16 protein-coding genes are annotated in these 23070 nt (G+C 48.5%); 1 reads left to right on the top strand and 15 read right to left on the bottom strand.

All coding sequences use genetic code 11. The annotated features are described in order from the left end of the window. Nucleotides 1-52: 52 nt before the first annotated feature. The 12 genes from GC102_RS25140 to GC102_RS25085 all read right to left on the bottom strand — a co-directional run bounded on the left by GC102_RS25140 (nucleotide 53) and on the right by GC102_RS25085 (nucleotide 18401). Nucleotides 53-1633, bottom strand: coding sequence for a SagB family peptide dehydrogenase (locus GC102_RS25140; protein ID WP_171691934.1), 1581 nt, complete (start codon nucleotides 1631-1633; stop codon nucleotides 53-55). Nucleotides 1634-1765: 132 nt separating this feature from the next. Further along, entirely contained in the window at nucleotides 1766-3709 is a 1944-nt protein-coding gene (locus GC102_RS25135; RefSeq protein ID WP_171691933.1) for a TOMM precursor leader peptide-binding protein, read from the bottom strand. Continuing rightward, on the bottom strand, nucleotides 3706-5667 hold the full coding sequence (locus tag GC102_RS25130; protein ID WP_171691932.1) for a putative thiazole-containing bacteriocin maturation protein: 1962 nt from the start codon (nucleotides 5665-5667) through the stop codon (nucleotides 3706-3708). The genes GC102_RS25135 and GC102_RS25130 overlap by 4 nt, the downstream gene beginning before the upstream one ends. Nucleotides 5668-6159: 492 nt before the next feature. Further along, complete coding sequence (locus GC102_RS40725) at nucleotides 6160-6432, bottom strand: heterocycloanthracin/sonorensin family bacteriocin (protein WP_171691931.1); 273 nt, start codon at nucleotides 6430-6432, stop codon at nucleotides 6160-6162. A 341-nt stretch (nucleotides 6433-6773) separates the two neighbouring features. Beyond that, complete coding sequence (locus tag GC102_RS25120; protein ID WP_171691930.1) at nucleotides 6774-7736, bottom strand: bile acid:sodium symporter family protein; 963 nt, start codon at nucleotides 7734-7736, stop codon at nucleotides 6774-6776. A gap of 85 nt (nucleotides 7737-7821) precedes the next feature. Then, nucleotides 7822-8814, bottom strand: coding sequence for an aldo/keto reductase (locus GC102_RS25115; protein ID WP_171691929.1), 993 nt, complete (start codon nucleotides 8812-8814; stop codon nucleotides 7822-7824). Between the two features lie 39 nt (nucleotides 8815-8853). Continuing rightward, nucleotides 8854-10632, bottom strand: coding sequence for a glycoside hydrolase family 36 protein (locus GC102_RS25110; RefSeq protein ID WP_171691928.1), 1779 nt, complete (start codon nucleotides 10630-10632; stop codon nucleotides 8854-8856). After that, on the bottom strand, nucleotides 10629-11000 hold the full coding sequence (locus tag GC102_RS25105) for a cupin domain-containing protein (protein ID WP_171691927.1): 372 nt from the start codon (nucleotides 10998-11000) through the stop codon (nucleotides 10629-10631). The genes GC102_RS25110 and GC102_RS25105 overlap by 4 nt, the downstream gene beginning before the upstream one ends. A gap of 4 nt (nucleotides 11001-11004) precedes the next feature. Beyond that, on the bottom strand, nucleotides 11005-13215 hold the full coding sequence (locus GC102_RS25100; protein WP_171691926.1) for an alpha-galactosidase: 2211 nt from the start codon (nucleotides 13213-13215) through the stop codon (nucleotides 11005-11007). A 24-nt stretch (nucleotides 13216-13239) separates the two neighbouring features. Further along, the gene (locus GC102_RS25095; RefSeq protein WP_171691925.1) at nucleotides 13240-14622 is read right to left on the bottom strand and encodes an MATE family efflux transporter; all 1383 of its coding nucleotides are present in this window, start codon (nucleotides 14620-14622) and stop codon (nucleotides 13240-13242) included. Nucleotides 14623-14635: 13 nt separating this feature from the next. Then, the gene (locus tag GC102_RS25090; protein ID WP_171691924.1) at nucleotides 14636-16021 is read right to left on the bottom strand and encodes a family 4 glycosyl hydrolase; all 1386 of its coding nucleotides are present in this window, start codon (nucleotides 16019-16021) and stop codon (nucleotides 14636-14638) included. A gap of 1075 nt (nucleotides 16022-17096) precedes the next feature. Next, nucleotides 17097-18401, bottom strand: coding sequence for a sn-glycerol-1-phosphate dehydrogenase (locus tag GC102_RS25085; RefSeq protein WP_246321113.1), 1305 nt, complete (start codon nucleotides 18399-18401; stop codon nucleotides 17097-17099). Between the two features lie 149 nt (nucleotides 18402-18550). Here GC102_RS25085 and GC102_RS25080 point away from each other — a divergent pair, with 149 nt between their 5' ends. After that, nucleotides 18551-19297, top strand: coding sequence for a DUF2161 domain-containing phosphodiesterase (locus GC102_RS25080; RefSeq protein WP_171691922.1), 747 nt, complete (start codon nucleotides 18551-18553; stop codon nucleotides 19295-19297). Here GC102_RS25080 and GC102_RS25075 read toward each other — a convergent pair. The 3 genes from GC102_RS25075 to GC102_RS25065 form a co-directional block, all read right to left on the bottom strand. Further along, entirely contained in the window at nucleotides 19294-20244 is a 951-nt protein-coding gene (locus GC102_RS25075) for an NAD(P)/FAD-dependent oxidoreductase (protein ID WP_171691921.1), read from the bottom strand. The two genes, GC102_RS25080 and GC102_RS25075, sit on opposite strands and share 4 nt — an antisense overlap. Before the next feature lie 69 nt (nucleotides 20245-20313). Next, complete coding sequence (locus GC102_RS25070) at nucleotides 20314-21546, bottom strand: MFS transporter (RefSeq protein WP_171691920.1); 1233 nt, start codon at nucleotides 21544-21546, stop codon at nucleotides 20314-20316. Between the two features lie 101 nt (nucleotides 21547-21647). Beyond that, entirely contained in the window at nucleotides 21648-22967 is a 1320-nt protein-coding gene (locus GC102_RS25065) for an ABC transporter substrate-binding protein (RefSeq protein WP_171691919.1), read from the bottom strand. Nucleotides 22968-23070: the final 103 nt, after the last annotated feature.

The raw sequence follows: 23070 nt of genomic DNA, 5'->3' as shown, positions 1-23070 counted from the left end.
TTTCATATTTATACGACCCTACTATTCGCAAGAGCTTTCACTTACGCCTCTTCTAGCCGTGCAAACCTCCTACCAATCGTGGGCAATGACGATATGGCCCAACCGGGATTTGGATCAGACTGGTTATTCCTCGCGAAGCCATCTTGTAGATCTCATCGCTCAATCTGGCATCAAATCCGAGAAGCGGATGTCCCCCTATCCCGAGCGCGGATGCCGCCAGCAGTAAACGCTGAACGAGCATCCCCGCTTCCATCTGTTGGATGCGGTAGCCCCTATACCCCAGGGCATTTAAGAGATGCTCCTTGTCCCCTGCCACATGAAAACATAACGGAACTTGAAACAAGTTCACGTTGTCGGAAGGCATTCCCTGCTGCAGCCTGAGCCGATGATCTCCATGACGTACCAGGCGTAACGTATGAGCAGCGCTGTCATAATGGTAAGCGCCGTCCGGAATGCCCTCAATGCTATACAAACAGACGTACAGTGAGACGCGTGAAACGGGATTCTCATGTGCTCCATCCAAATCATTCCGATACCTGAAGGAAGCCGTTGCCTCCTGCAGCAGCAAGGCCAACTGTTCTTGGCTTACCTTGCCCATTACAAAATCACCATCCGGTGAAAACCGCTGTCGACTTACTGACGCCAGATCATACAACAGCCGCTTCACGCGGGGCAGAGCCACCGCTTGATCCTCGTAGTGAACGCTCTTATTTTCCCCAATTCGCCGTAACGGCCTAAGCGATTCCAATAGGGATGCTTCGTTCATCTTGATAAGCATCGGAAACTCCTTGACCCTCTGGGACCGGACGTAGTGATCATGCTCAACCGCCCTCAACTCTCTACATAATTCGGTGGCGGAGACAACCCCCTCTCCCTCATCCCTATTGGCAAACCAAGGAATCGCAGGCTCCACCGACAGCGGAATCACCGCATACACGCTTTCCTCTTGTTCGGATACCCCGAGAAGATCATTCACGGCCCGATCAAGAAACTGGAAATACACCCCTGACTCAAAGCCAAACCGTTTTGCCACTTCCAAGAGCTGCCCGACCATCGCACCTGCATCCAGTCCTTGTAGGCGATAGGAAAAGTTATTGTATTTAAAGAAGTTTTTCCAAAACAGGGTCGACACAAAAACAGCACCAAAGCAAGCCGAAACGTCACAGCGATTGCCAAGAGCCCGGGCTAAATATGAATCGAAGTCTCCTTCGCGCAGCAACACCAAACGATGATGCGCCACATCATAATGATATACCCCTGCCTGCAAATCCTCTAGCTTCAGATACACGTATAATTCATTCGGATATAAGGCTCCCCCAGAGGGAGCAAACCGCCGGTACAACTGCAGCAGACCCATGTTTTGTACCATGGAATTTGAGGCAGGGACTGACTGGGACAATTGAGTGAGCCCGAATATGTACCAGAGAAAATGGCCCATCTGGCGAATGTCGGGTTTCACCGGCGCTTCACCGCCTTCAAGCGTCAGCGGTACTTCCGGAGATAACGGAACGACAGGCAAACCGCGGTAGAGCTTATACGCAAGCGGTCGATCCTCCCAATCCACCACCAAGTCCGGTGGTTTGGTCTTGTCAATGTCATAATGCAGATTGTGCAGAAACGCCTTCAGACTCATCCTTCTCCCTCCTGATATGAACAAGGTTGTCAACCACGCCACGTTTCTATATTTGATACCATAGCTTAGAATAGTTGGCACGAAGGCATCATTCGTCGATGGTTGGCAGTCTGATATGCATGGCTTAACACCCTATGGAAACGGATGCGGATACGGATTGAGATGTTCTAGCCTCAGCGGCTGCTTCGCATATCCGAGTTCCACCGGTACCCTCAACACCCGCTCCAACCCTGCCACGCGAGTAAAGTGATGGCCGAATGTCATCGGCAGCATCCCCGGGATCAGTACTTTCACGCAATGTAGTCCATTACGAATGATTTCCGGCGCTGTCAGATCCACCACGATGACATCGAGATTCAATCGGCGGAACGCCTTAAGAATGTCCTTCAGATCATCCGTTAAATCAGCATGCCTTGCCTCCCGCTTGAATTCCTCTTCAAACGTTCGCAACGGGCGATTTTCATCCAGCAGAAATTGAAGGCGCTCCTGCGCTTGCGGCAAACCGTACAGCAGTGAATGATCCTCCATCTGCTGCACTAGGGAGGAATCGTGAAACATCCGAACATACTCTTCCCGGTTCGCATCAAATTTCTTATCCAGATTCAGTACCATGCCGGCCAATTCGTGAACCGCGCCTTTCACTGCCCGTACCGGATCAGGATGAGCTCCGGCTGCACAGATGAGATTCACTCCTGTTTGTTTCCTATTTTTCGCTACCCCCCAAACGCTTGGAATCCCGTGCTCCATCGTCGAGTTAAAGAAATACACATCAAACCCCGCCACGGCCCGCAAACGTTCGATCATCAACTGCAATTCTCTGTCATTAGCTGAAGAAAGGTCAAGGCGTGGGAGAGACATCTGTGCATACCAAGCCATTAGAAACGAATCTCGCTCCACTACTTCCAATATGCCGTAAAAAATGGCCTCCTCCAAACTTCCTCCTAACGCGCATCCGTTGGAAGACTCGAACACGAAACCTTGCCCGCAGCCCATGCTGTAATAGGCTAGCTGCTCCGGAACCAGAATCGGACGCTCTTGCAAAAGCGAATATCCCCATACCCAATCGATTGGTTGATCAGGATTGAATGTTGTGAATGGAAACCCCGGCCGAGCATACTGTTCCTTCGTGTGCACCCCTACCTTGACGGGGTCGAGCGCTTGATCTTTCAGATTGCGGAAGCTGCCATGGACTACCGTCCGTTTGCCTCGGGGTGCTAGACCGCAGTATCGCTCCAGTCCCTCCAAAATAGCGGTCAATTCGCTCGCCGCATAGGAATGAGTCCGACCTGCCGTTCCCACATCCTCCGTAAATAATGGCAGATTCGCACTTACATCGGCAAATGGCGACGTAATGTCAACCATTTTCCCATTCAAAAATCCGGTCCGATAATCCAGATAGTCTCTGGCCAAGACTTTATTCAGGTCATCCATCGGCCTGGAGCGGTAACTGTCTGAGCTGATCTTCGGACTTGGTTGCAGCGAAATGCGGGCTGCTGTCGATGAATCGTCAGGCAATCGACTACAAACCGGACACAGCGGGTCTGGGAGAAAGAAGTGAAGTGTGCTCTCCAGCGTTTTCAGGTTGATCAAAAACAACTTCCCTACCGAGTGAACCGGATTGCCTTGTATCATCCTCTGTGCCTCCGCCACCAGCAGGTGAGCCACCTGCAAAAGTCCTGTACGCGACGCCCAGGCATCACTCGGCATTCCCCCATGTGCCACCAGCCTCATCTGCAGCTTCCGCATCTCCTTGCGCTCGCGTCCCGCCATGAGACGCCGCGTGTCTGCACACTGGGAACACCCGCTTGTACCCGGACTTACCAGAGGCCCGATCACGCCCTCGCCAAATGAAACGAAGCCGCGCAACCAAGGGATGCCGGCTGGCTGCAGCAGCTCTTCCGCCTTTTGATGAACGTAAGGATGCCAAGCATCTTGCAGCACCAGAACCAAGTCCACTGCTTCCGGTACTCCCGCCTCGAAATTGATCTGACGTACGACCTCGAATTGGGCTGATAGTTCTTCGTACACGCTGTCCGCCAAGACCCCATCTCCCACAATCATAACGACAGCGCTCACCGATATCCCTCCTCTCGCAATAACACGCCAAACACTCCTGCTATTTCCTCTTTCAAAAACGGTTCTACTGCCAGATCGAAGACCAAGAGCCGTTTACGATTCCGTTCCAAGACCTTCAAGGCGGATTGCAGAACCTCCGATTTTGACTTCACTTCACATGAGGGGATCTCAAGGCTATTCGGCAACTGTTCTGCCAGACGCACGGACGAGACCTTCAACACTTGCGAAGTGAGGCAAGCCGATTGGTTTTGTACCTCCAACAAAGCCCGTTGCAAAGCATCTCTTAACGCCAGGGTCACATTCAAGCCTACACCGCCATACCAGCGATCACTCGTGCCGACCCACACCACAGGGAATCCGGACACTTCCTCCCCCAAGCCAATCATCGGTGCTCCCTTCATCGTCGTCAGAGCCTGCAAATAAAACTGGCAGTGTTTATCTTCTATCGCAGACAACTGTACTCGAAAGACAGAGGGCAACTGAGACGCCTGCTGCTTGCCCAGTACCTCGGCCAAACACCTTTGCAACCCTCGGCCAATGCCTTCCGCAACCGTTTCTCCCGCTCCAACGCCGATAAATTCCTGCGGTTCTATCCTGCTTCCCTTTGCTTTCTGATTGGAGGGAGATGTTGAAATGAGCAAGCTTGCCATCCGCGACACATACGCTTCAATCCCGGTCAGCCCTGCTTCCCGCCGTGCTCCTTCATGCGTCAAATCGGTACAAACTATGTCTTGCAGCAGCCCAGCCGGCCCTTCCGATAGCGGATCGACTGCCTGAACGCGACACTGAGAGAGTGGTAGCTGCTTTAAGTCCCCCTCCTCCCAAATATGGAAAATCCCTGATTCCGCCGATGTCAACTCGCTGAAGTAAGGAAGTAATCCGTTCTCACTTTTGCTTTTTCTCCGTTCGAGCTGCTGATCGAAATCGTGAGTCCATTTAACTGCGGTGCGTCCGTTCACGAGCGGATGAGGCATGAACGAATGCCATTTTCCTTCCAAAGTCTCCAGATTAAGCAGATAAAATGGATTGCTTTGTTCCGAATCGTTCACTCCCGTAATCTTTTTTAATAATTCAAACACAATCACATTCGCTAACATCGCTCCTGCTGTGGAAGAAAAGGTGTGCAGCTGGGGGTCTTTACATATCGCGGATTCGTGTATGCTGCGCCACGCTGACTCCCAGCATCCCTCAAAGTCCGGATGCACAAGCGGACCCGCCAGACCCACCTGCTGCAGACATACAGCGGGAAGAAACACCTTTTTCTCCTCCCTGCAAACCGCATGAAGAAGCCGCAGTTCCTCGATATCACCCTCTCGTGACACAAATAAAATCGAATCAAACGGCCTCACAGCCTCCCGCCAACTATGAACCCCCTCCTTCTGCAGTGTAACCTCCTCTATGGCCACCTCGGGGTCCGTTTTACGAGCATGTGCCGCCAGTTCTAGCATCCGTTGCCGATCGGTCGGCTCTGTGCCCGAGACTAACACGTGAACCGTGGGCAATCCGGATTCGAGCAGCGCAGAAATTGCCGAGATCAAGAATGGGCCAGAGCCGACCGTCAATACTTTAGCCTGACGATAGGACTGAAATCGGTATTCACCCGAATCAACGAAATTGTTCAAAAATTCAATTTGAGAAGCATACTTTTTGAGCACTTCTTCCGGTAATTGATGTGGCGTGTCTTGGCTCACATCCCGAACAAAGCCATTCCGATACAACATTTCTGCAATTCCATATACCTGGTTCCGGTGTTGGTCAGGCAATCCGTCTGTCAAATCCTCCAACCTATGCTCCCCGTTAAATATCGGTAGCAGTTTTTCAATCCACTGATCGATCAATTCGCCTTCCATGCGGAACGAGCTTACATTGTTTCGAAAATATACACTACCGTTTGGATCAGGGAGAAAAAACGTATCCCTCTTCACCTTCAGTCGCATCGAAGGGTTCAAATTCGTCATTTTTTTCCTCCTCCGTAAACTGTTCTCAATCTGCCCTAACTCTTCACAAGTAATCTTATGTAAAGCTATTTGTCCCTCATGTCTTATTCTTTAAGGGAAATACACGCCTTAAATAGACATGGGAAAAACCCCTGTGCTGCTGCAGGGGCTTTCAGGTCTTTCTTGAGATACAAAAATTTATATGCTTGGGTTAGGGACATACTTAACTGGAAAACCTCCATCTAATTCGGCACTAGACCCGCAAATGATACAAGTCTGAAGGAATTAACAGGAGAATTTCCAGATAATTGGTTGAAAGGCGATCGAATGAAGAAATTAGCGGGATTATTTCCTTTTAATCAAATTAGATAGAGGAAACTGCGGCAGAGCCTTAAGTTCTTACGTTGGCCTGGGTCGCTACAGGTGCATTTCTCTTCTCATTAAGTAGTCCATGTTTCCGTCTGAAAGCTAGAAATAACGGGCGTAAACATTGCCGTATCGGCAAAAAACAACTCAACGTCCTCCATGGTGGCAGTTATGGCAGTTATGGCAATTGTGACAGTTGTGGCAATTATGACAGTTGTGACAGTTGTGACAGTTGTGGCATTGGTGACAATTGAAACAATTGAAGCAATTTAAGTTGATGCAATTGAAGCAATTGACGCAATTGAAGCAATTGACGCATAATCGAGCCTCTTGCTGGCTCTGTGCGTTCCAAGGTGTCAACTCGCTCGCCTTAAACTCGGAAACATTCAACTTCTGAAGATCATTTTTGAAATCATTCATGACTCAAACCTCCGTTTAATAAATTGTTGTGCCTGTGATATCCGCCAATTTATTCGAGTACACAATGACAACATATGAACGTAGTTCCGCTCTTGTTACTGATCTAAATGCCTATATTTTAAAGCACATCCTAAAACCATTCATCATATGATACGCATTATCAGGCAGCCTCCATAGTTGTCTGCAATGCAAAAAGAAGCTTAGCCAAGTTCAACTGGCTGAGCTCCTTTTTGCTTTTCGTTTTGCTGATTTACAATGGTGGCGGGACAAACTGAACCCCATATAACTGGCAGATATCTCCCAATTCAACCTCATTCATTCCTAGCAAAACCCCGTTTTCTTTATGCTGCCTTGGCTGTATGAGCGTTCAAGCCATACCTCTTAGCCAGACGCTGCCCATATAAAGCTGCCAGGATTTGTTGAAACAGCATACCTGCGACAACCGGAAGAGCAACAGGCGGCGGAAAAAAGCTGATAGCGAGCACTGCACCCGCACTCAGGTTTCGCATCCCCGAATTGAAGGTGAGGGCAATTGTGACTTCGCGGTCCCACCTCATCATCCGCGACACAAGCCATCCTGCCAAATAACCGATGGTTGCACATGCGAAAGCAAGAACAATGACTTTTACCAACTGACCATTCATGTCTTTCAGATAGGGAGCTATGACTGAAGAATTAATCGCGACAACTACAAAAAGTCCTATTTTTGAAAAGGGCGCCAACCTCGGCCCCCAGGTTGTTTTAACTCTGCCTTTTGTCCATTGATTAAGCAGCATGCCAATTAATGACGGGATCACAACCATTAAGAATAACCCGCTCATAATATCCCATGGGTCCATATGCACCTTAGCCCCAACGATAAGAGAGAGACTAAGCGGCACAATCAATGGAGATAGAAGCGTGTCCAGCAAGATGAGCGCCAGAGTAAGCGCTATATTACCCCCGTATATAGTAACCCACACCAAGCTGACAACCCCGGTAGGAATAACGAACAGAAGCACAAATCCAGTCTGTGTCAAATCATCACTCGGGAAAAATATCGAACCGGCCGCCCATCCCAGTATCGGCATCACAAGATGCAAAATGATAAAGTTGGCTATAATCGGCAGCGGGTGCATCATCACCTTACGTAAATCCTTAAAATTAGATCCAATGCTTCCAGCAAACGTCATTGCAGCAAATATCCAAGGTACTAGAAAGCTAAGATGATGCAGCCAAGCTGAGCAAATTAACCCAACAATAACAGCAGATGGCGTTACAAAAGGCATCGCTTTTTCGAGTACTTTATTCAATCGGATTAGCATACACAGCCCTCTTCTGTCTTTGATAATGAGGCTTTTCCATAGCTCCGTATACTTCGGCTCCCACTAGGGCAAATCCTGCAAAACTTCAGCCCCCAAGAATTTGATCGATAAGATCCAATTCTTCCTGAGTGAAAGTAGGCTGCTTCAAAGCTGCTACATTATCGTCAAGTTGACTCACTTTACTTGCACCAATTAATGCGGAGGTAACATATCCCTTGCGAAGAACCCAAACTAAAGCCATTTGGGCAAGGCTTTGCCCGCGTTCCTGAGCTAGTTTATTCAGAAGTCGCGACTTTGCGATCTTTTCCTCGGTAATATCCTCAGGCCTTAGAAAAACACTGTCACCTGCCGCACGGGAATCCGCCGGAATGTTTTCCAAATAACGATCCGTCAGCAGTCCTCTGGCTAGAGGGCTGTAAGCGATTGACCCCACGCCTTCTCTTGCCAAAATGTCTTGCAGGCCTTGCTCCAACCGTCTTTCAAACATCGAATAATGTACTTGATGAATGATGAATGGAGTGCCGAGACCTTTCAATATAGCTGCTGCTTGCTCCGTTTGCTCCGCATTATAGTTGGACACACCCACATACAGCGCTTTTCCTTGCCGTACAGCCTGATCCAAGGCACTCATTGTTTCTTCCAGAGGCGTCTCAGCGTCAAACCGGTGCGAATAATAAATATCGACATAGTCCATGCCAAGTCGTTTTAAGCTCTGGTCGAGGCTAGCGAGCATGCTTTTGCGGGAGCCTCGCTCCCCATAAGGACCGTCCCACATGCGATAGCCCGCTTTGGTTGCAATGATCAGCTCATCACGGTAAGGGTGAAGATCCTTCTTCAGAATTTGTCCGAATGTTTCCTCCGCAGAGCCTGCCGATGGCCCATAGTTATTCGCAAGATCGAAATGGGTAATCCCCAAATCAAACGCATGGCGCGCTAGGGCCCTGCTATTCTCGAATAGATCGATGCTTCCAAAATTATGCCATAATCCAAATGAAATCGGAGGCAGCTTAAGACCGCTCTTTCCGCTTCGATTGTAAGGCATTTCTGCATATCTTCCTTCATTAGCCAAATAGTTCATCGATGATCCTCCTAATGTGCGTGCCTATCATTTCCAGTTCTATAAAATGGAGATAGTTGCAAGACCTGAAGCCGGAACCGCAAGCTTATGAATGCCTGTAGTCAGCATGGCAGACAGCTCCTCTACAATGTCTCCGCAGCAATTTTTAATAATTACTTTCGCTGCTCCAACTTCACCAGTAACCTCTAGATAGAGTCCATCCTGTCTTCTGCCGTTCACAACGATCCACTGAGACACTGGCGCCCCTGCATCTATTGGCACAATTCGCTCATGATAAGCAACAATAATCCCCCTATCCTCTTTAAAAGCACGAACTAGCGGATACAACAGCTCCGGATTCATAGGCTCGATACGACCGTCTAACAACAGATCACGGTTCTCCTTCCAGAAGGAAAGCCAGTATTCGAGCATCCTAAAATGATTAGCAGGCAGCTTATCCAAGAGGACCGATACTTGAGGCACCGAAAATAGACAATTAATTAACTGTAAGGCTGCGCTTTCCACGGGTTCCTCCGGATGCCACATGATCATATCCGCATGAGCTGCGGTATCTCCGCAAATCAGCCTGATGTCCAACGTACGCACTCGGTTCTGGATGCTGTCGTTCGGACAATCGGCTGCACGGAACATATTGCCGTATTTGCGCATGGCAGGACCGATATACATCTGGCGGAATTCGATCATGATATCGGGGTTCAATTCTCTCAATCTGCCGATAGAGTCCGTCAATAGACGGTCAACGGCTTCAGGTATGGACTCATAATCCTTGCCGGGGACTGTTGAGGGAAGCTGAAGCTCAGGCGAATAGAACGTATCAATGAAATCAAGCTTGAAGCCGTCCAAGCCCCATTCTTTCACCGCTTCTTCATATTTATTTATGATATACTCTCGAACATCAGGGTATCTCGGATCGAGCACGGCTGCCCCATGATTTTCGTTAAATCGCAGAATCTTATCTTTGAATCGATCCCACACCTCACTGTATTTACCGATAAAAGGTACCGAGTACCAGAGGATAAATTTCATGCCTAACTCATGAACCGCATCAACATGCCGCTTCATATCGGGGAATTTGCCCTCATAAGTCTCCCAATCTCCGCAGTAAGCATACCCCCTGCGGTTATCTTCCGTCTGCCAGCCATCGTCCACAATGACGGCTTCCATTCCCAACTTCTTAGCGATACGGCACTGATCTTCGATATGTGTGTCTGTTACATTCTGATGCATACTGTACCAGGTCGAATACATCGGTTCCTTGGCGACCGCAGGTACGAACGCCGGGCGATATTCCGACATGGCGCTCCACCACTCTTGAACGCCCTGAAGGCTTTCATAATAAGGAATATCTCTCGTATCTACGAGAAGCTTTGCCTCATATGAGGTGAAAGGTGCGGTCGTTTCTGTAAACAATTGAACGCGGCAATGGAAATCAGCCGTTTCCTCGCTAATACCTCCCGAATAGTGCACCGTGTTAAGTGCATCCGAATAAGCAAATGTCAGCCTATTGCGACCCACGCTATTAAACAAGGAATAAACCGGAGCAGACGCAGCCGCGTTGGAGCGTAACGTGCGCATCCAATCGGCCTTAAAGCTCTTATTTCGGTCCTGGGCCGGATGCCAGCTGCCTTGAATATCACAGGCAGGATGCGACCAACCAATCGTAAAAACGGGAGGCGTCAGCGCCTCCTCCGCTTCCAATTGTAGCGTGATGAGATCGATTCCCTCTTGCAGCTTTTTCGTAAACAGCGTGACGGTAAACCCATGATCCTCACCCGATAAAGTAAAGGTATGAGTATCCGTGTTTATGATTTTGTTCATACTGCGTCCTCCTGCTGATTCTTATGACGATTCGGGCCTGCATGACACCACACGGTGACAATCGGGTCGTCCTCACTCGAATTAAGGTGATGATCCTCACCTGGCTCAACAATCACGATATCCCCGGTTGCCACCGGAATATGCTCACCGTTAATTTCCATCGTTCCAGTTCCCTGCAAAATAATGAACGCTTCACAATCTCCGTGGACATGATAGTCCCTTCCATCAGGTCCATCATTTGTATGACTGCGCTCTCCCCGTTTCGCGAAAGAAAGACCGCCTGAAGATAAATAAGCACCTGGTAATACATCCTGCATAATGTGGCCGTTTCTCTTATCCTGCAAATCGCTCAAACGCAGCTTTTTCATCTTGTTATTCCTCCATTTTCAAGCGGTAAAGGCGGCTTCGGAAATCGCCTTTCCAGATCGGCAAATTGAGACCCACATGCATAAGCTCATCCCCGCCAAAGATTTCCACACTATCACCTTGGTCTTCCGCATCGTACAGGAAGTAATTGCTCTCTGCCGCTAACCCCTTTAATCGCAGCTTCCTGAGCGGTGCGTTCGGCTCTGACAGCACTTGGAAAAAAGCAACCAACGCTTCCTTCTTATCTTCGGAAACAAACATCCAAGCAGCGCTAACGTGTTCAAAAGGGCTGATCAAACGGTAGAATTCGCCGAATTGGATCAGCGGCCGCAATTGTTTATAAAGCGCAACTTGCTTCTTCACGGCTTCCTTTTCCGATTCCGTAAATGCGGTCAAATCCAGCTCATAGCCGAAATTACCCGACATCGCCACATTCCCCCGCATATCGAGCGGTGTCGTACGGTGCACCTGATGGTTAGGGACTGCTGAAACATGAGCGCCTATGGTGCTGATTGGGTACACAATACTTGTTCCGTATTGAATTTTTAGCCGTTCTACCGCATCCGTATTATCGCTCGTCCACGTTTGCGGCATATAGTAGAGCATCCCAGGATCGAACCGTCCGCCCCCACCGGAGCAGCTTTCGAACAACACACTCGGGAATGCGGAGATTATCCGTTCCATCACTTCATAAAGCCCGAGCATATAACGATGAGCCGTTTCACGCTGCCTCTCTGGCGGGAGCTGGGCGGAACCGATTTCTGTCATATTGCGGTTCATATCCCATTTCACATAGGTGATTGGACTGCTCGCAAGAATATCGGTGATGACTGTTACGATGTAGTCTCTTACATCTTGACGTGAATAATCAAGAATCAGCTGCTGCCTCGCTTCAGTTCTCCGCCGGCCCGGCACGTGCAGACACCAGTCGGGATGGGCCCGATACAGGTCACTGTCCGGGGATACCATTTCAGGTTCAAACCATAGACCGAACTCCAGCTCTTGCTGCTTCACTCGGCTTACCAAATCCGGCATGCCTTGTGGTAGCTTGTTACGATCAACGAACCAATCTCCGAGCGAGCTTTTATCGTTGTCTCGCTTACCAAACCAACCGTCGTCCAGCACTAAAAGCTCTAAACCGAGCTCTTTGCCAACTCGCGCAAGCTCTTCAATTTTATCCGCGTTGAAATTAAAATAGGTGGCTTCCCAGTTGTTGATCAGAATCGGCCTGTGACGATCGCGGAAGTGTCCACGGCATAACCGTGAGCGATACAGCTTATGATACGTGCGCGACATCCCGCCGATGCCTTCTGCGGAATAGACGAGAACTGCCTCCGGCGTTTGGAAGGTTTTCCCAGGTTCCAAGAGCCAAGAAAAATCAAACGAATTAATTCCCATCACTACGCGAGTCGTTCCGTAAGGATCAACTTCAGCTTGAGCAACAAAGCTGCCGCTGTAGACAAGACTGAATCCGTATGCTTCTCCTTGGTCTTCATCCGCTTGCTTGGAAAGCAGGGCCATGAATGGGTTGTGCGAATGGCTGCTAGACCCCCGGCGGCTCTCAATAACAGACCCGCCTGTTAGAATGGGGCGTCTTTCGATATGTCGCTCACGCGCCCATGTGCCTGATAAATGAAGCATATCGAAATCGCTGTGGGATATATCGATACCAAAGCTTAATGCTCGAAGCAGCTTGATCGATTGATTACCCACATTCACAAATCGAACAGACCGGGTTATCGCATCCAAATCACGAAATACGGTATATGTAAGTATGGCCTTCAATCCGATCGTCGGATCGGCCAATACAATATCGATACTCTCCGCTTCGCGGTCATCCTCCGTATAGGTGGAAGGCAATCCCTCTAACGGTGTTTTTCCCGCATAAATTCGGTGGGACTCATAGACGAGTTCGCTGACTGTCGTGCCGTTTTCCAACTGTACTTGATAGGCCGGAACACGAAAATCACTACCTCCGTATGCCGGAAATTCCTGCGGCAATGTGTCCAAAGACAGCGTTAGATCATTCGGGTCCGTGGACGGCGAGAAAGAGCAGCGACGTCTTATAGCGAGCAAATTTCCCGGATTGGTTCCCCGTATTTGGCGTCCCCAATGAACGTGAGCCAAATATTTGGATTTGATCAGCTGCATGATATAGCTCGATGACTTCCCTTGAAGATGGAAAGTTTGCGAATTCGAATCGTACACAATCCCCATTATTCCGCATCTCCTTTTTGCGTATTAAACCTTTAGATGCTTCCATGCCCCGCGTTTGAACCTTAAATAAATCAAATTGGATCTGAGAAATTGATCACAAGCAACGGCACTCCATAATCCGACCATACCCCAATGAAAGACGTAAACAAATAAATAACTAAGCACAACCCTGATTCCCCACACGCCAATGAATGTCGAATATAAGGGGTACCGGGTATCTCCTGCTCCTCTTAACGCTCCTCCAAGAACAAATTGCGAAATTTGAGAAACCTGGATAAAACCTACGATCCGAAGTGCCCATGCCCCTTCGCGAATGATCGTCTCGTCATTCGTATATAGCATGAGGATATGGGGAGCAAGCAAGATGAAAAGCGCCCCCATAAACCCGGCCACGAACATGCCGTACTTTCTGACTTGCCACACATAACGTTCGGCCAGATCAGGTTTGCTAACGCCTAGGGTTTGCCCAACTAGCGTAGAGGCTGCGATGGCAAAAGCAGCCCCCGGCATAAACGATATCCCGATTATGCTCGTTACAATTTGTGATGCCGCGACGGCAACCGTCCCGAGTCCAGCACAGATTTTCACAAACGTCATAATCCCTAATCGCATAATAAGCTGCTCAAGACTGCTCGGTATCCCTATCTTCAACATGCGGCTGATCATAGCCTTATCCAATCGGCTTATATCCGACCAGCCAATACGGACTGCAAATCTTCCGCTGAACATGACGACTATAAAGCAAATCATAGCCCCGGTCTGGACCACTAAGGTAGCGATTGCCGCCCCAGTAATGCCCATTTGCGGAAAATCGAGGTGACCGTAAATCAACACGAACCCGAGGATAACATTGACGCATCCTGACATCACGTTGATTTTCATCGGAGTCCGTGTGTCTCCCGCCCCTCGCAGAATTGCGGATAAAGCTGACGAGATGGAAGAGAAGCCAATAGAGAAAAACATTAACTTCGCATATGGCAATCCATATTGAACGACCTCAGTGCTGGCTCCCATCAAATGAAGCATGCTCTCCGCAAAGGTGACTCCAAGCGCAACAATAATGACAGACAGGACGGTACCGAGCAGAAGCGATTGCCCTGCGGCCCTATTCGCGTCCCCCATCTTCCCTGCTCCCGTGGAACGGGCGACAATAACCGTTGTACCCGTATTAAGCGCTGCAAAAAGGACGGTCAATAATAAATAAGGTTGGCTTGTTAAGCCCACAGCCGCCACGGCAATGGCCCCGAGGTGTCCGACCAGGATCATCATCACCATTTGGGTCATATTCATGAGCAGCATTTCCGTCAAAGATGGACCTGCCAGTTTGAAAATCATCCGGCGAACGGCCTTATCATCCTGCGGATCAATGGAGGCAGATTCGCTGAATAACTCTAATCCTGCACTCATGGCCAGCCCGCCATCAGATGTTCCATCCTGGCAAATAAGCTTTCGTATTTTGAAGCATTTGATCGAACAATACCTCGGCATCGTGGATATCGATATTCACAAGCGGATCGTTGATAAACGCCTTGAATGCTAAGTCTTTGTCCTTTTGAAGAGCAGCCTTCAAAATAAGCTCTTGATTCATCGTATGTTGCAAGACCAGATTTCCCACTTCCATCGGAAGCTCGCCAGCGTAGACCGGACGCAAACTGTTCGCTGAGAACACTGCATTCGTTTCTACAACTGCTCCCAAAGGAATCCCCTTCATTTGTCCAACGTTTGGAACGTTAATATTGGTTACAAATTGTTCAAGCCCGATTAGACCTTTTAACTGTCTGACCTCTTCTTCTCCTGATGCCTTGAGCGGCAGTTTCTCCTCGGAACGTAGCAGCTTACCGTAAAAAAGCTCCGTTGCTGCATGCTTTTCGACTCGGCTTTGTACCGTAGTTAAACCGAACTTCCATGAACGAACCGTCTCCGGATCTTTCAAATACCAAGGAGGCATAAATTCCGCCAAGTGGCGATCACCTGCCGCTGCAATAACGCCATAGCGCCGAAACAAATCAAACTTCACGCGGTTGGCGGCCGTATACGTGTTCGTGACCCAGGCATCTTTGTTGTGCTCAAATCCGGATTCATAGTATTTATCAACAAACTTTCGATACATCGGAAGTAAATCCATATTTTGATACGTCGCTTGATCGATCCAAGTAAAATGATTAATGCCCAGCACATTCACTTTGACTTGATCCCGATGCACACCTTCAATTCCTTCCATATCGCGCAGCATACGAATCAAAAGGCCTTGCACGCCGAAAATCTCATGACAGCAGCCTAGTGCTTTAATTTTCGGAAACACTTCAAAAAGCGTCCGCGTACAGAGCGTCATTGGATTCGTGTAATTGAATACCCAGGCATCCGGTGAAAAGCGCTCAATCGCTTGTGCTATTTCCACATACATGGGAATGGTTCGCAGAGCTCTGACAAGGCCCCCAGGTCCAGTCGTATCGCCAACGGCCTGATAGATGCCGTATTTTTCTGGTTCATGTACATCGGATTCCATCTCCCGGAATGTTCCGGGCAGGATCGAGATAAACACAAAATCGCATCCGCTAAGCGCCTCTTGGAGCGTCGGATACGCCTTGTAAGTCCATCTGGATTTCGTCTCCGCATAATCGGAAACAGAATTACCCAGCTTTTCATTATTTTTAGCCTTACCGTAATCAAGATCGTACAAACGAATGGTGCCTGACAATTGACCATCAAGCGCCAGATCGGCAATCAGATTTTTCGCCCAATACATCGAGCCTCCACCAATATAAGCGATTTGGATCTCGCTGACTTTCTCATTAGCAAATTTCATATTGCCCCTCCTTCTTGTCCTGGAACCGTCTTGCATACGCTACCAGTATAGTGAACAATTCCACATTGCGGGATGGCAAAAATTAAGTCAGGTTGTGGTTTTTTACACTTTTTCGGACATTATATATAACTGCAAAGGCTTTTGTTGGCAGGAAATCATCCTAATATTGCCACTCAAATCTTACGACTAAGATCTTACGGCTTAAATCTTACGACTAAGATCTTACGGCTTAAATCTTACGACTAAGATCTTACCACCTGCGCTCTTGTATTTGGATGTGCTAAATTAATGGACTATTGTAGTAAATTACGTTAGCTAAAATACAATTTACAGCCCGAGAGTCGATTTCATTGGATTAAATCCAATAGAAGTCCGTCTCCGGACGTTGAATCGGCAATTTCGTTGGATAACATCCAATGGAATGGCGATTTTCACCGCCTGATAGACCATTTCATTGGATTTACTCCAATGGTATTGCGGTTTTCGTCTTGAAAACCAATTCGGATGAGCAAAAAGCTGACCCTCAAGTAAATCTAATTCCTTGAGGAACAGCCTATTATAAAGATAAAGCGTCTACAGCAGACTCTGTAAACGCAGGAATTGTGAATTTGAATATGCTAAATTAATGGACTATTGTAGTAGTAAATTACGATAGTTAACTTGCAATTTGCAGCCCGAGAGTCGATTTCATTGGAGTAAATTCAATAGAAGTCCGTCTCCGGACGTTGAATCGGCAATTTGGTTGGATAAAATCCAATAGAATTGCGATTTTCACCGCCTGATAGACATTGTAGTAGTAAATTACGATAGTTAACCTGCAATTTGCAGCCCGAGAGTCGATTTCATTGGAGTAAATCCAATAGAAGTCCGTCTCCAGACGAGGAATCAGCCATTTCGTTGGATAACATCCAATGGAATGGCGATTTTCAGAGCTTGAGAGAGCATTTGATTGGATTTACTCCAACGGAGTTGCGGTTTTTGGCCTGAAAGCCAATTCGAATGAGCAAAAAGGACTGCTCTTCAAGTAGGTAGATCTATCTACTTGAGGAGCAGTCCTTTTATTTAGATAAAGCGTCTATAGCAGACGCTGTAAACGTAGGATCGTGAATCGGTTGCGCACGAAAAGCGCATCCTGCAGGGACGCCTCCACCAGCTCCGGCTCCACACCGAGCTGCTCCGGCGTCACCGGTCCTTGCACGGCCGCGAGCCAAGCGATGAGCTGCGATGGTAGCGGGACCGCTCGGGCGATGGCTTGCACATCGCCCCACTTCTCCGCGATGCGCGCCTTCAGCGCTTGCGCATCAACAGCCGTGCCATTCGCCGGGAAATTCTCGGCGATGACCATCTCGGCCATGTCCCCATAGACCTGCCGGATGCGATCCGCATCCGTAAGCTCGCTGGGGACATGGCCTTGCGCTAGGCGCGCAGCGGCCGCGTCGGCCGTGAGCCCCTGCAGCGCCTGATAGCGCTGCGCCATGAGCACGGTCGCGACGCCGACCTTCGCGCCGTGCAGCAGCGCCCGGCGGCGCTGCTGCAGTAGCACCATCTCCCAGTAGTGGGAGAGATGGTGCTCAGCCCCGGAGGCCGGCCGCGAGTGGCCGACCATGAGCATGGAAAGGCCTGATAGGATCAGGCCTTCCATCAACCGGAGCAAGCCGAGATCGGTGCGCTGCGCGATCTCGTCCAAATGAGCCGTGCAGAGCTCCACGGCCTCCAGCGTCAACCGAGCGCTCAGCTCGCAGTAGTGCTCGCCGAGGAGCACACGGCCAAGCGACCAATCGGCCAGCGACGTGTGCTTGCCGAGCATATCGCCGAGGCCGGCCGCGATCATCGCCTGCGGCGCCTTCGCCAGCACCGCGAGGTCGGCGAAGATCGCCTCCGGCGCGCAGGCCGGGATCGTCTGCTTGAAGCCGCGGACGATGAGAGGCGCGCCCACTGAGGCGAAGCCGTCCACCGACGGCGCCGTCGGCACAGACCAGAACGGCCGCTTCGTGCGATGCGCCACGAAGCGCACGATGTCGTGGACGGTGCCCGCACCCACGGCAACCAAAACCTTCGATGAAAGCGGCGTGTCCAGCATCACCTGGACAATCGCTTCTTCATCGGCCGCCACTTCCCCCATCGCGTTCTCACGAATCACGCTGATGCTCACCTTCACCTGCGCGGCTTCCAGCAGCCCGCGCAGCTTCTCTCCAGCCGCTTCATACGTCCTCCCGTCCGCGACAAGCGTCACTTCCCCATAACCGGCTTCTTTCACATACCCGGCCACCTGCTCCAGCGCATCCCGCTCAATAATGATGCGCCGAATCGGCACTTCGTGCCGCAACCCGCAAGCGCAATCCATACTCTTTCCTAGCCAAACATCCAATATCTCACTCATCCCACGCATCCTCCTCTGTCTCCTGGCTCTACCGTTCCGTCCCAACATGTACGTACAAGTTATTCTTCCCCTATTCTAGCAAAAGCTATGCTATAATGGAACACATTCTGGCTGCAATTCTTGTAACTAGAGAGGAGATCATTAACCTCATGCCTATCCAAACAGAAACGGAGCTTTACGCTCCGATTAAACAATATTTCGAGCAGCGAGGCTACACCGTTCGCGCAGAAATTAAGCATTGCGACTTAGTTGCCATTCGCGGTGATGAGCCGCCCATCATTGTCGAATTGAAAAAAAGCTTCAACATCCCGCTCCTCGTGCAAGGCATCGATCGTCTGCGGCTGACGGATCAGGTCTATGTCGCTTTCGAGCTTCCCAATAAAGGACGAGCTCCGCATCGACTGCAATGGGAAGAGATTCGACGTTTATGCCGCATGCTCGGCCTAGGTGTACTGACCGTTCAATTTTTCAAACGCAAACAGCCCGCAGTGGATCTCGTCTGCGAGCCTACTCCTTATCAATTACGCCCAAATAAGCGTGCTGCCTTGAAAGTTGTAAATGAATTTCATGAACGCAGTGGGGACTACAACGTCGGAGGCAGCTCAAAACAGAAGCTTATGACTGCCTACCGTGAAAAATCGCTGCATTGCGCCTACTTACTGCAACAGCATGGACCACTTAGCCCGCGTCTTCTGCGTGACTTTACGAGCAATAAAGCCGTAAGCTCCCTGCTTCAAAAAAACTACTACCGCTGGTTCGTACGCCAAAGCCGCGGCATTTATCATATCACCCCACTTGGGGTGCAAGCGTTAGCGGAGTATGCCCATGTTTTAGCTGCTTTTCCAGGGGCGGAGACGTCCGACTCATCTACTACCCTATCTACTTTAAACCCTTAAGAGCGAACAACAACTCGATGTATGTTCGCTTCTTCCTTCAACATCAGCAGTGCTTTATTCATCCAAATCGCCGCCTGCGCCCCTTCGCCCATAGCAATAGTCACTTGCTCCGCATGAACTCCCACGTCCCCAGCTGCCCAGACGAAAGGCACACTCGTCATTTTACTGCGGGGATCCGTTACAATGTGGCGATTCTCCAATCGCTCCGCGCCTAACTGCCGGGCCAAATCCGACTTCACTTCATTCCCGCCGAAGGCTATAAACCCGCGCTCTGCACCAATTCGTTCCCCATTTGCCAAAACAACACCGCGAAATAAGCCATTGGTTTCAGCCATCACCTCCCCAATATCTTCCGCGACATAGGTGATTCTCTTTTCCTTCAGCTTTGCTAATAACTCACTCTTCACAGCTTTCTGCTCATGATTCACATAGGTGAGCTTGTCCGTACGCGTACTAAGCGTCAAGGCCATTCCCGCTCCAGAATCACCAGAACCCATCACAATGGTCTGTTTGTTTTTAATCTCATAGCCATCGCAATCTGGACAGACGTAAACAGTCAGACCTAGACAGCTTTTCAGATTGGGCAGCTCAGGAATACGGTCTAGAAGTCCTGTAGCCAAGAGTAAGGTTGGGGCTTCATATCCCTTACCCGACTTCCCCCATAGCTCAAATCCATCCCCAGGTTTTCCTTTGTTTACAGCTTGTACAACTTCATCATTAGCGAAAGTAACACCAAGCTTCTCAGCTTGAAGCCTCCCTAATCGGCGAAGCTCTTCACCCGATACACCATCTGGCCACCCCAAAATGTTATGATAGCTTTTACATAGTGTAGACCGGCCATAGCCGGCATCTATAACAAGCACACGATGCTCATATCTCCCTAATTGAATGGCCGCTTGAAGTCCAGCAATACCTCCGCCAACAATCATGCTGTCATATTGTTCCATAACCGCACGTCCTCATCTCCTGTCATCTACTTCCTAGGATATCCGAGTTAACGCGCTTTCATGCTCATCTTATTGATTCTTAATCGACCATACCAGGGCAATTTGTGACATAGCTGCAGTCATCAAAATCCATGGAATCCAGCCCCCATCCAAATCACTGCCAAATGAGATTAAACAGGTAATTGAAATCACACGTCCAACATTCAAGAAAAATTCGCGAACAACCATACTTTCTACTTTCAATTGGCCTTTAAGCGGCAGCTTCGCAATGAGACCATAATAATAGCCTGTCATTGTATTCCCTTGCAGCGGTGCGAAAATCGAATGCAAAATCATGAAACTTACAACGGTCCATACATTAACACTACCTAGTAAAAAAGATACACCAATGAGGTAACCGAGTGTTGATATGGCTAAATAAAGTCGAGCTTTACTAGCATTTGCGTATTTAGATATAAAAATGCCCATTACGATCGATAGACTTGAGTATAATACACCGAGGTAGCCCACAATGTCTTCACGCGGCATCACTTTGAAAAGCAGAATATTCGGTAAGAAAAGCATTGTCCCTTGGAGCAAACCCATTCCCAAAAATCCAAGCAACGCTTTCAACCAGTCACGTTCTTTCTTCATAATAAGACCAGTCAGCTTCAAGTAATAAACTCGATGATGTCCACCTGATGCTTTAATTTTCAATGAAATCAGCGCCGCTAGTAAGAACATACAGAATGCTATTGAAAAGACTATGGTGTAGCCGCTCAGTCCTTCTTTTAAACGAATAATGAATCCGGCAAGCGCCGGCCCCGCTAAGGTTGCTGCTGTGAAAAAAATCATATTGAATGCAAGATATCGAATCCGGTTCTGCTCGTTAGACACATCATACATCAAGGTTAAATAACCTACCCAGTAAAAAGCACCTGCAAGTCCATTAAAAATGGCAAATAGTATATAATATTCGACCAGTTTCTCTTGGGCTAGAATGACGCTCAAATAAAAAAGACCTATGAGCATGATACCTAGACGATACGATACCATTCGGTCCTTCTTCTTAATCATGAGGCCGCCAAGTGCAAATCCTATCGGTGTTAAAATGAAAACAATCATGCTGTATGTACCATTCACTACGACACTGTGCGTTAACCGCCATAAGTATAAGTTTAAGAACACGCCCGACATGGAAGCGCCAAATTGAAAAATAGAATGAATAATTAATGAAATTACGGCCTCACGAGACAATTGCTTCTCACGCGGAAGTGAATTTCCTCTGCTATGCAGCCAAGACCTGATTCTTATTATCATCATAGACCTCCAGTCTTCTTTATTGTAACAGCCTATTCCTCTTCTGTTAAACAGCAAAAAGCCTCAGCATTGGCGCTGAGGCTTTATTACCACCCATTATTGAGTTACTTCTTAAGGCTATCCCATGTTTTCTGGAATTCCTCAAGCATTTGATCCTTCGTATACTTCTTCGCTACATAACCTTGCATAATATCGCCGAATTTTTTACTGGAAGCTTCGCCGCCTGGGAATTTGAACCAGTTCCAGCTAAGTGTCTTACCAGCTTTACTGTAAGCGATGATGTCAGCTGCCAAAGGTCCTAGAACTTTCTCATCAGCAGGAATGGATTTGAATGCTGGAATGAATTTGAATTCTTCCGTAATGTATTTCTTACCTACATCAGAACTTACCATCCAGTTCAAGAATTTCTTAGCTTCGTCTTTCACAGCAGAGTTTTTGTTGATAACCCAGTTGTTTGGTACACCAACGAACAATTTATCGTTCGCAGCAGCGTCATCGCTGATCGGCATTGGCAAGAAGCCAATTTTGATGTTCGGGTTTGTTTTTGTGATTTGGACTTGTGTCCAGTTACCTTGTTGTGTCATTGCTGCTTTACCAGTAGCAAAGTCTGTTACTTGTGTATTGTAGTCGGTTTGAAGCGGATTTTTGTTACCATATTTCAATTGTAGATCAAATAGTTTCGACCATTGATTAAATACTTCGTTACCCGGAATTTTTGCTGTTCCTTTGTTCAAGCCATCAATGAAGGCATTTGGATCCTTTTGGTAAGCAAAAGGAAGGTTTACAAAGTGGTTACCCAGTACCCACCACTCGCCATAGCCGGTTTCGAAAGGTGTGATGCCTTTGGCTTGAAGCTTTTTAGCCGCATCTTCGAGTTGTGTGAGTGTTTTAGGCAATTCGGTAATGCCGGCTTGTGTAAACAAGTCTTTATTGTATTGGAAGCCATAACCTTCTAGGTTCAGCGGTTGTCCATACAATTTACCGTTTTTCGTCATTGGCTCTTTTGCCACATCTACAAGATCATTAACCCATGGTTGATCCGAAAGATCTTCCAAGTTTTCGATCCATTTATCCATATCTGAGAAACCACCGTTGTTGAAAATGTCCGGTTTGTCACCTGAGTTGAACTTCGCAAGCAATGCTGCGCCGTAGTCAGCACCGCCGCCAACTGTATCCACCTGAATTTTAACGTTTGGATTTAGCTTTTGATATTCTTGAACGAGTTTGCCAAGTTGATCGGCGATTTCTACTTTGAATTGGAACATTTTAATCGTAACTTGTTTACCGCCTGCAGCAGGTGCTGGTGTTGCCGCTCCACCTGTTGTTGCTGATGGAGTTGGCGCTGTTTCTTTCTTCGCGCAACCAACGGCAACTAGAGATAGTGAAAGTACAGCCGCCATACTGATCATTGTTAATTTTTTCATTTAGGTAAAGCCTCCCTTTTAAGTTTCAATCAGCTTACCCTGATAACGTTTCGTTAGCTCGTCATCAGCTTACATGGTTTATTGTAAACACTTACTTAAACCC

The organism is Paenibacillus germinis, assembly GCF_013141785.1.
Classification (GTDB): domain Bacteria; phylum Bacillota; class Bacilli; order Paenibacillales; family NBRC-103111; genus Paenibacillus_E; species Paenibacillus_E phytorum.
This window is presented reverse-complemented; position numbering and strand designations above follow the sequence as displayed.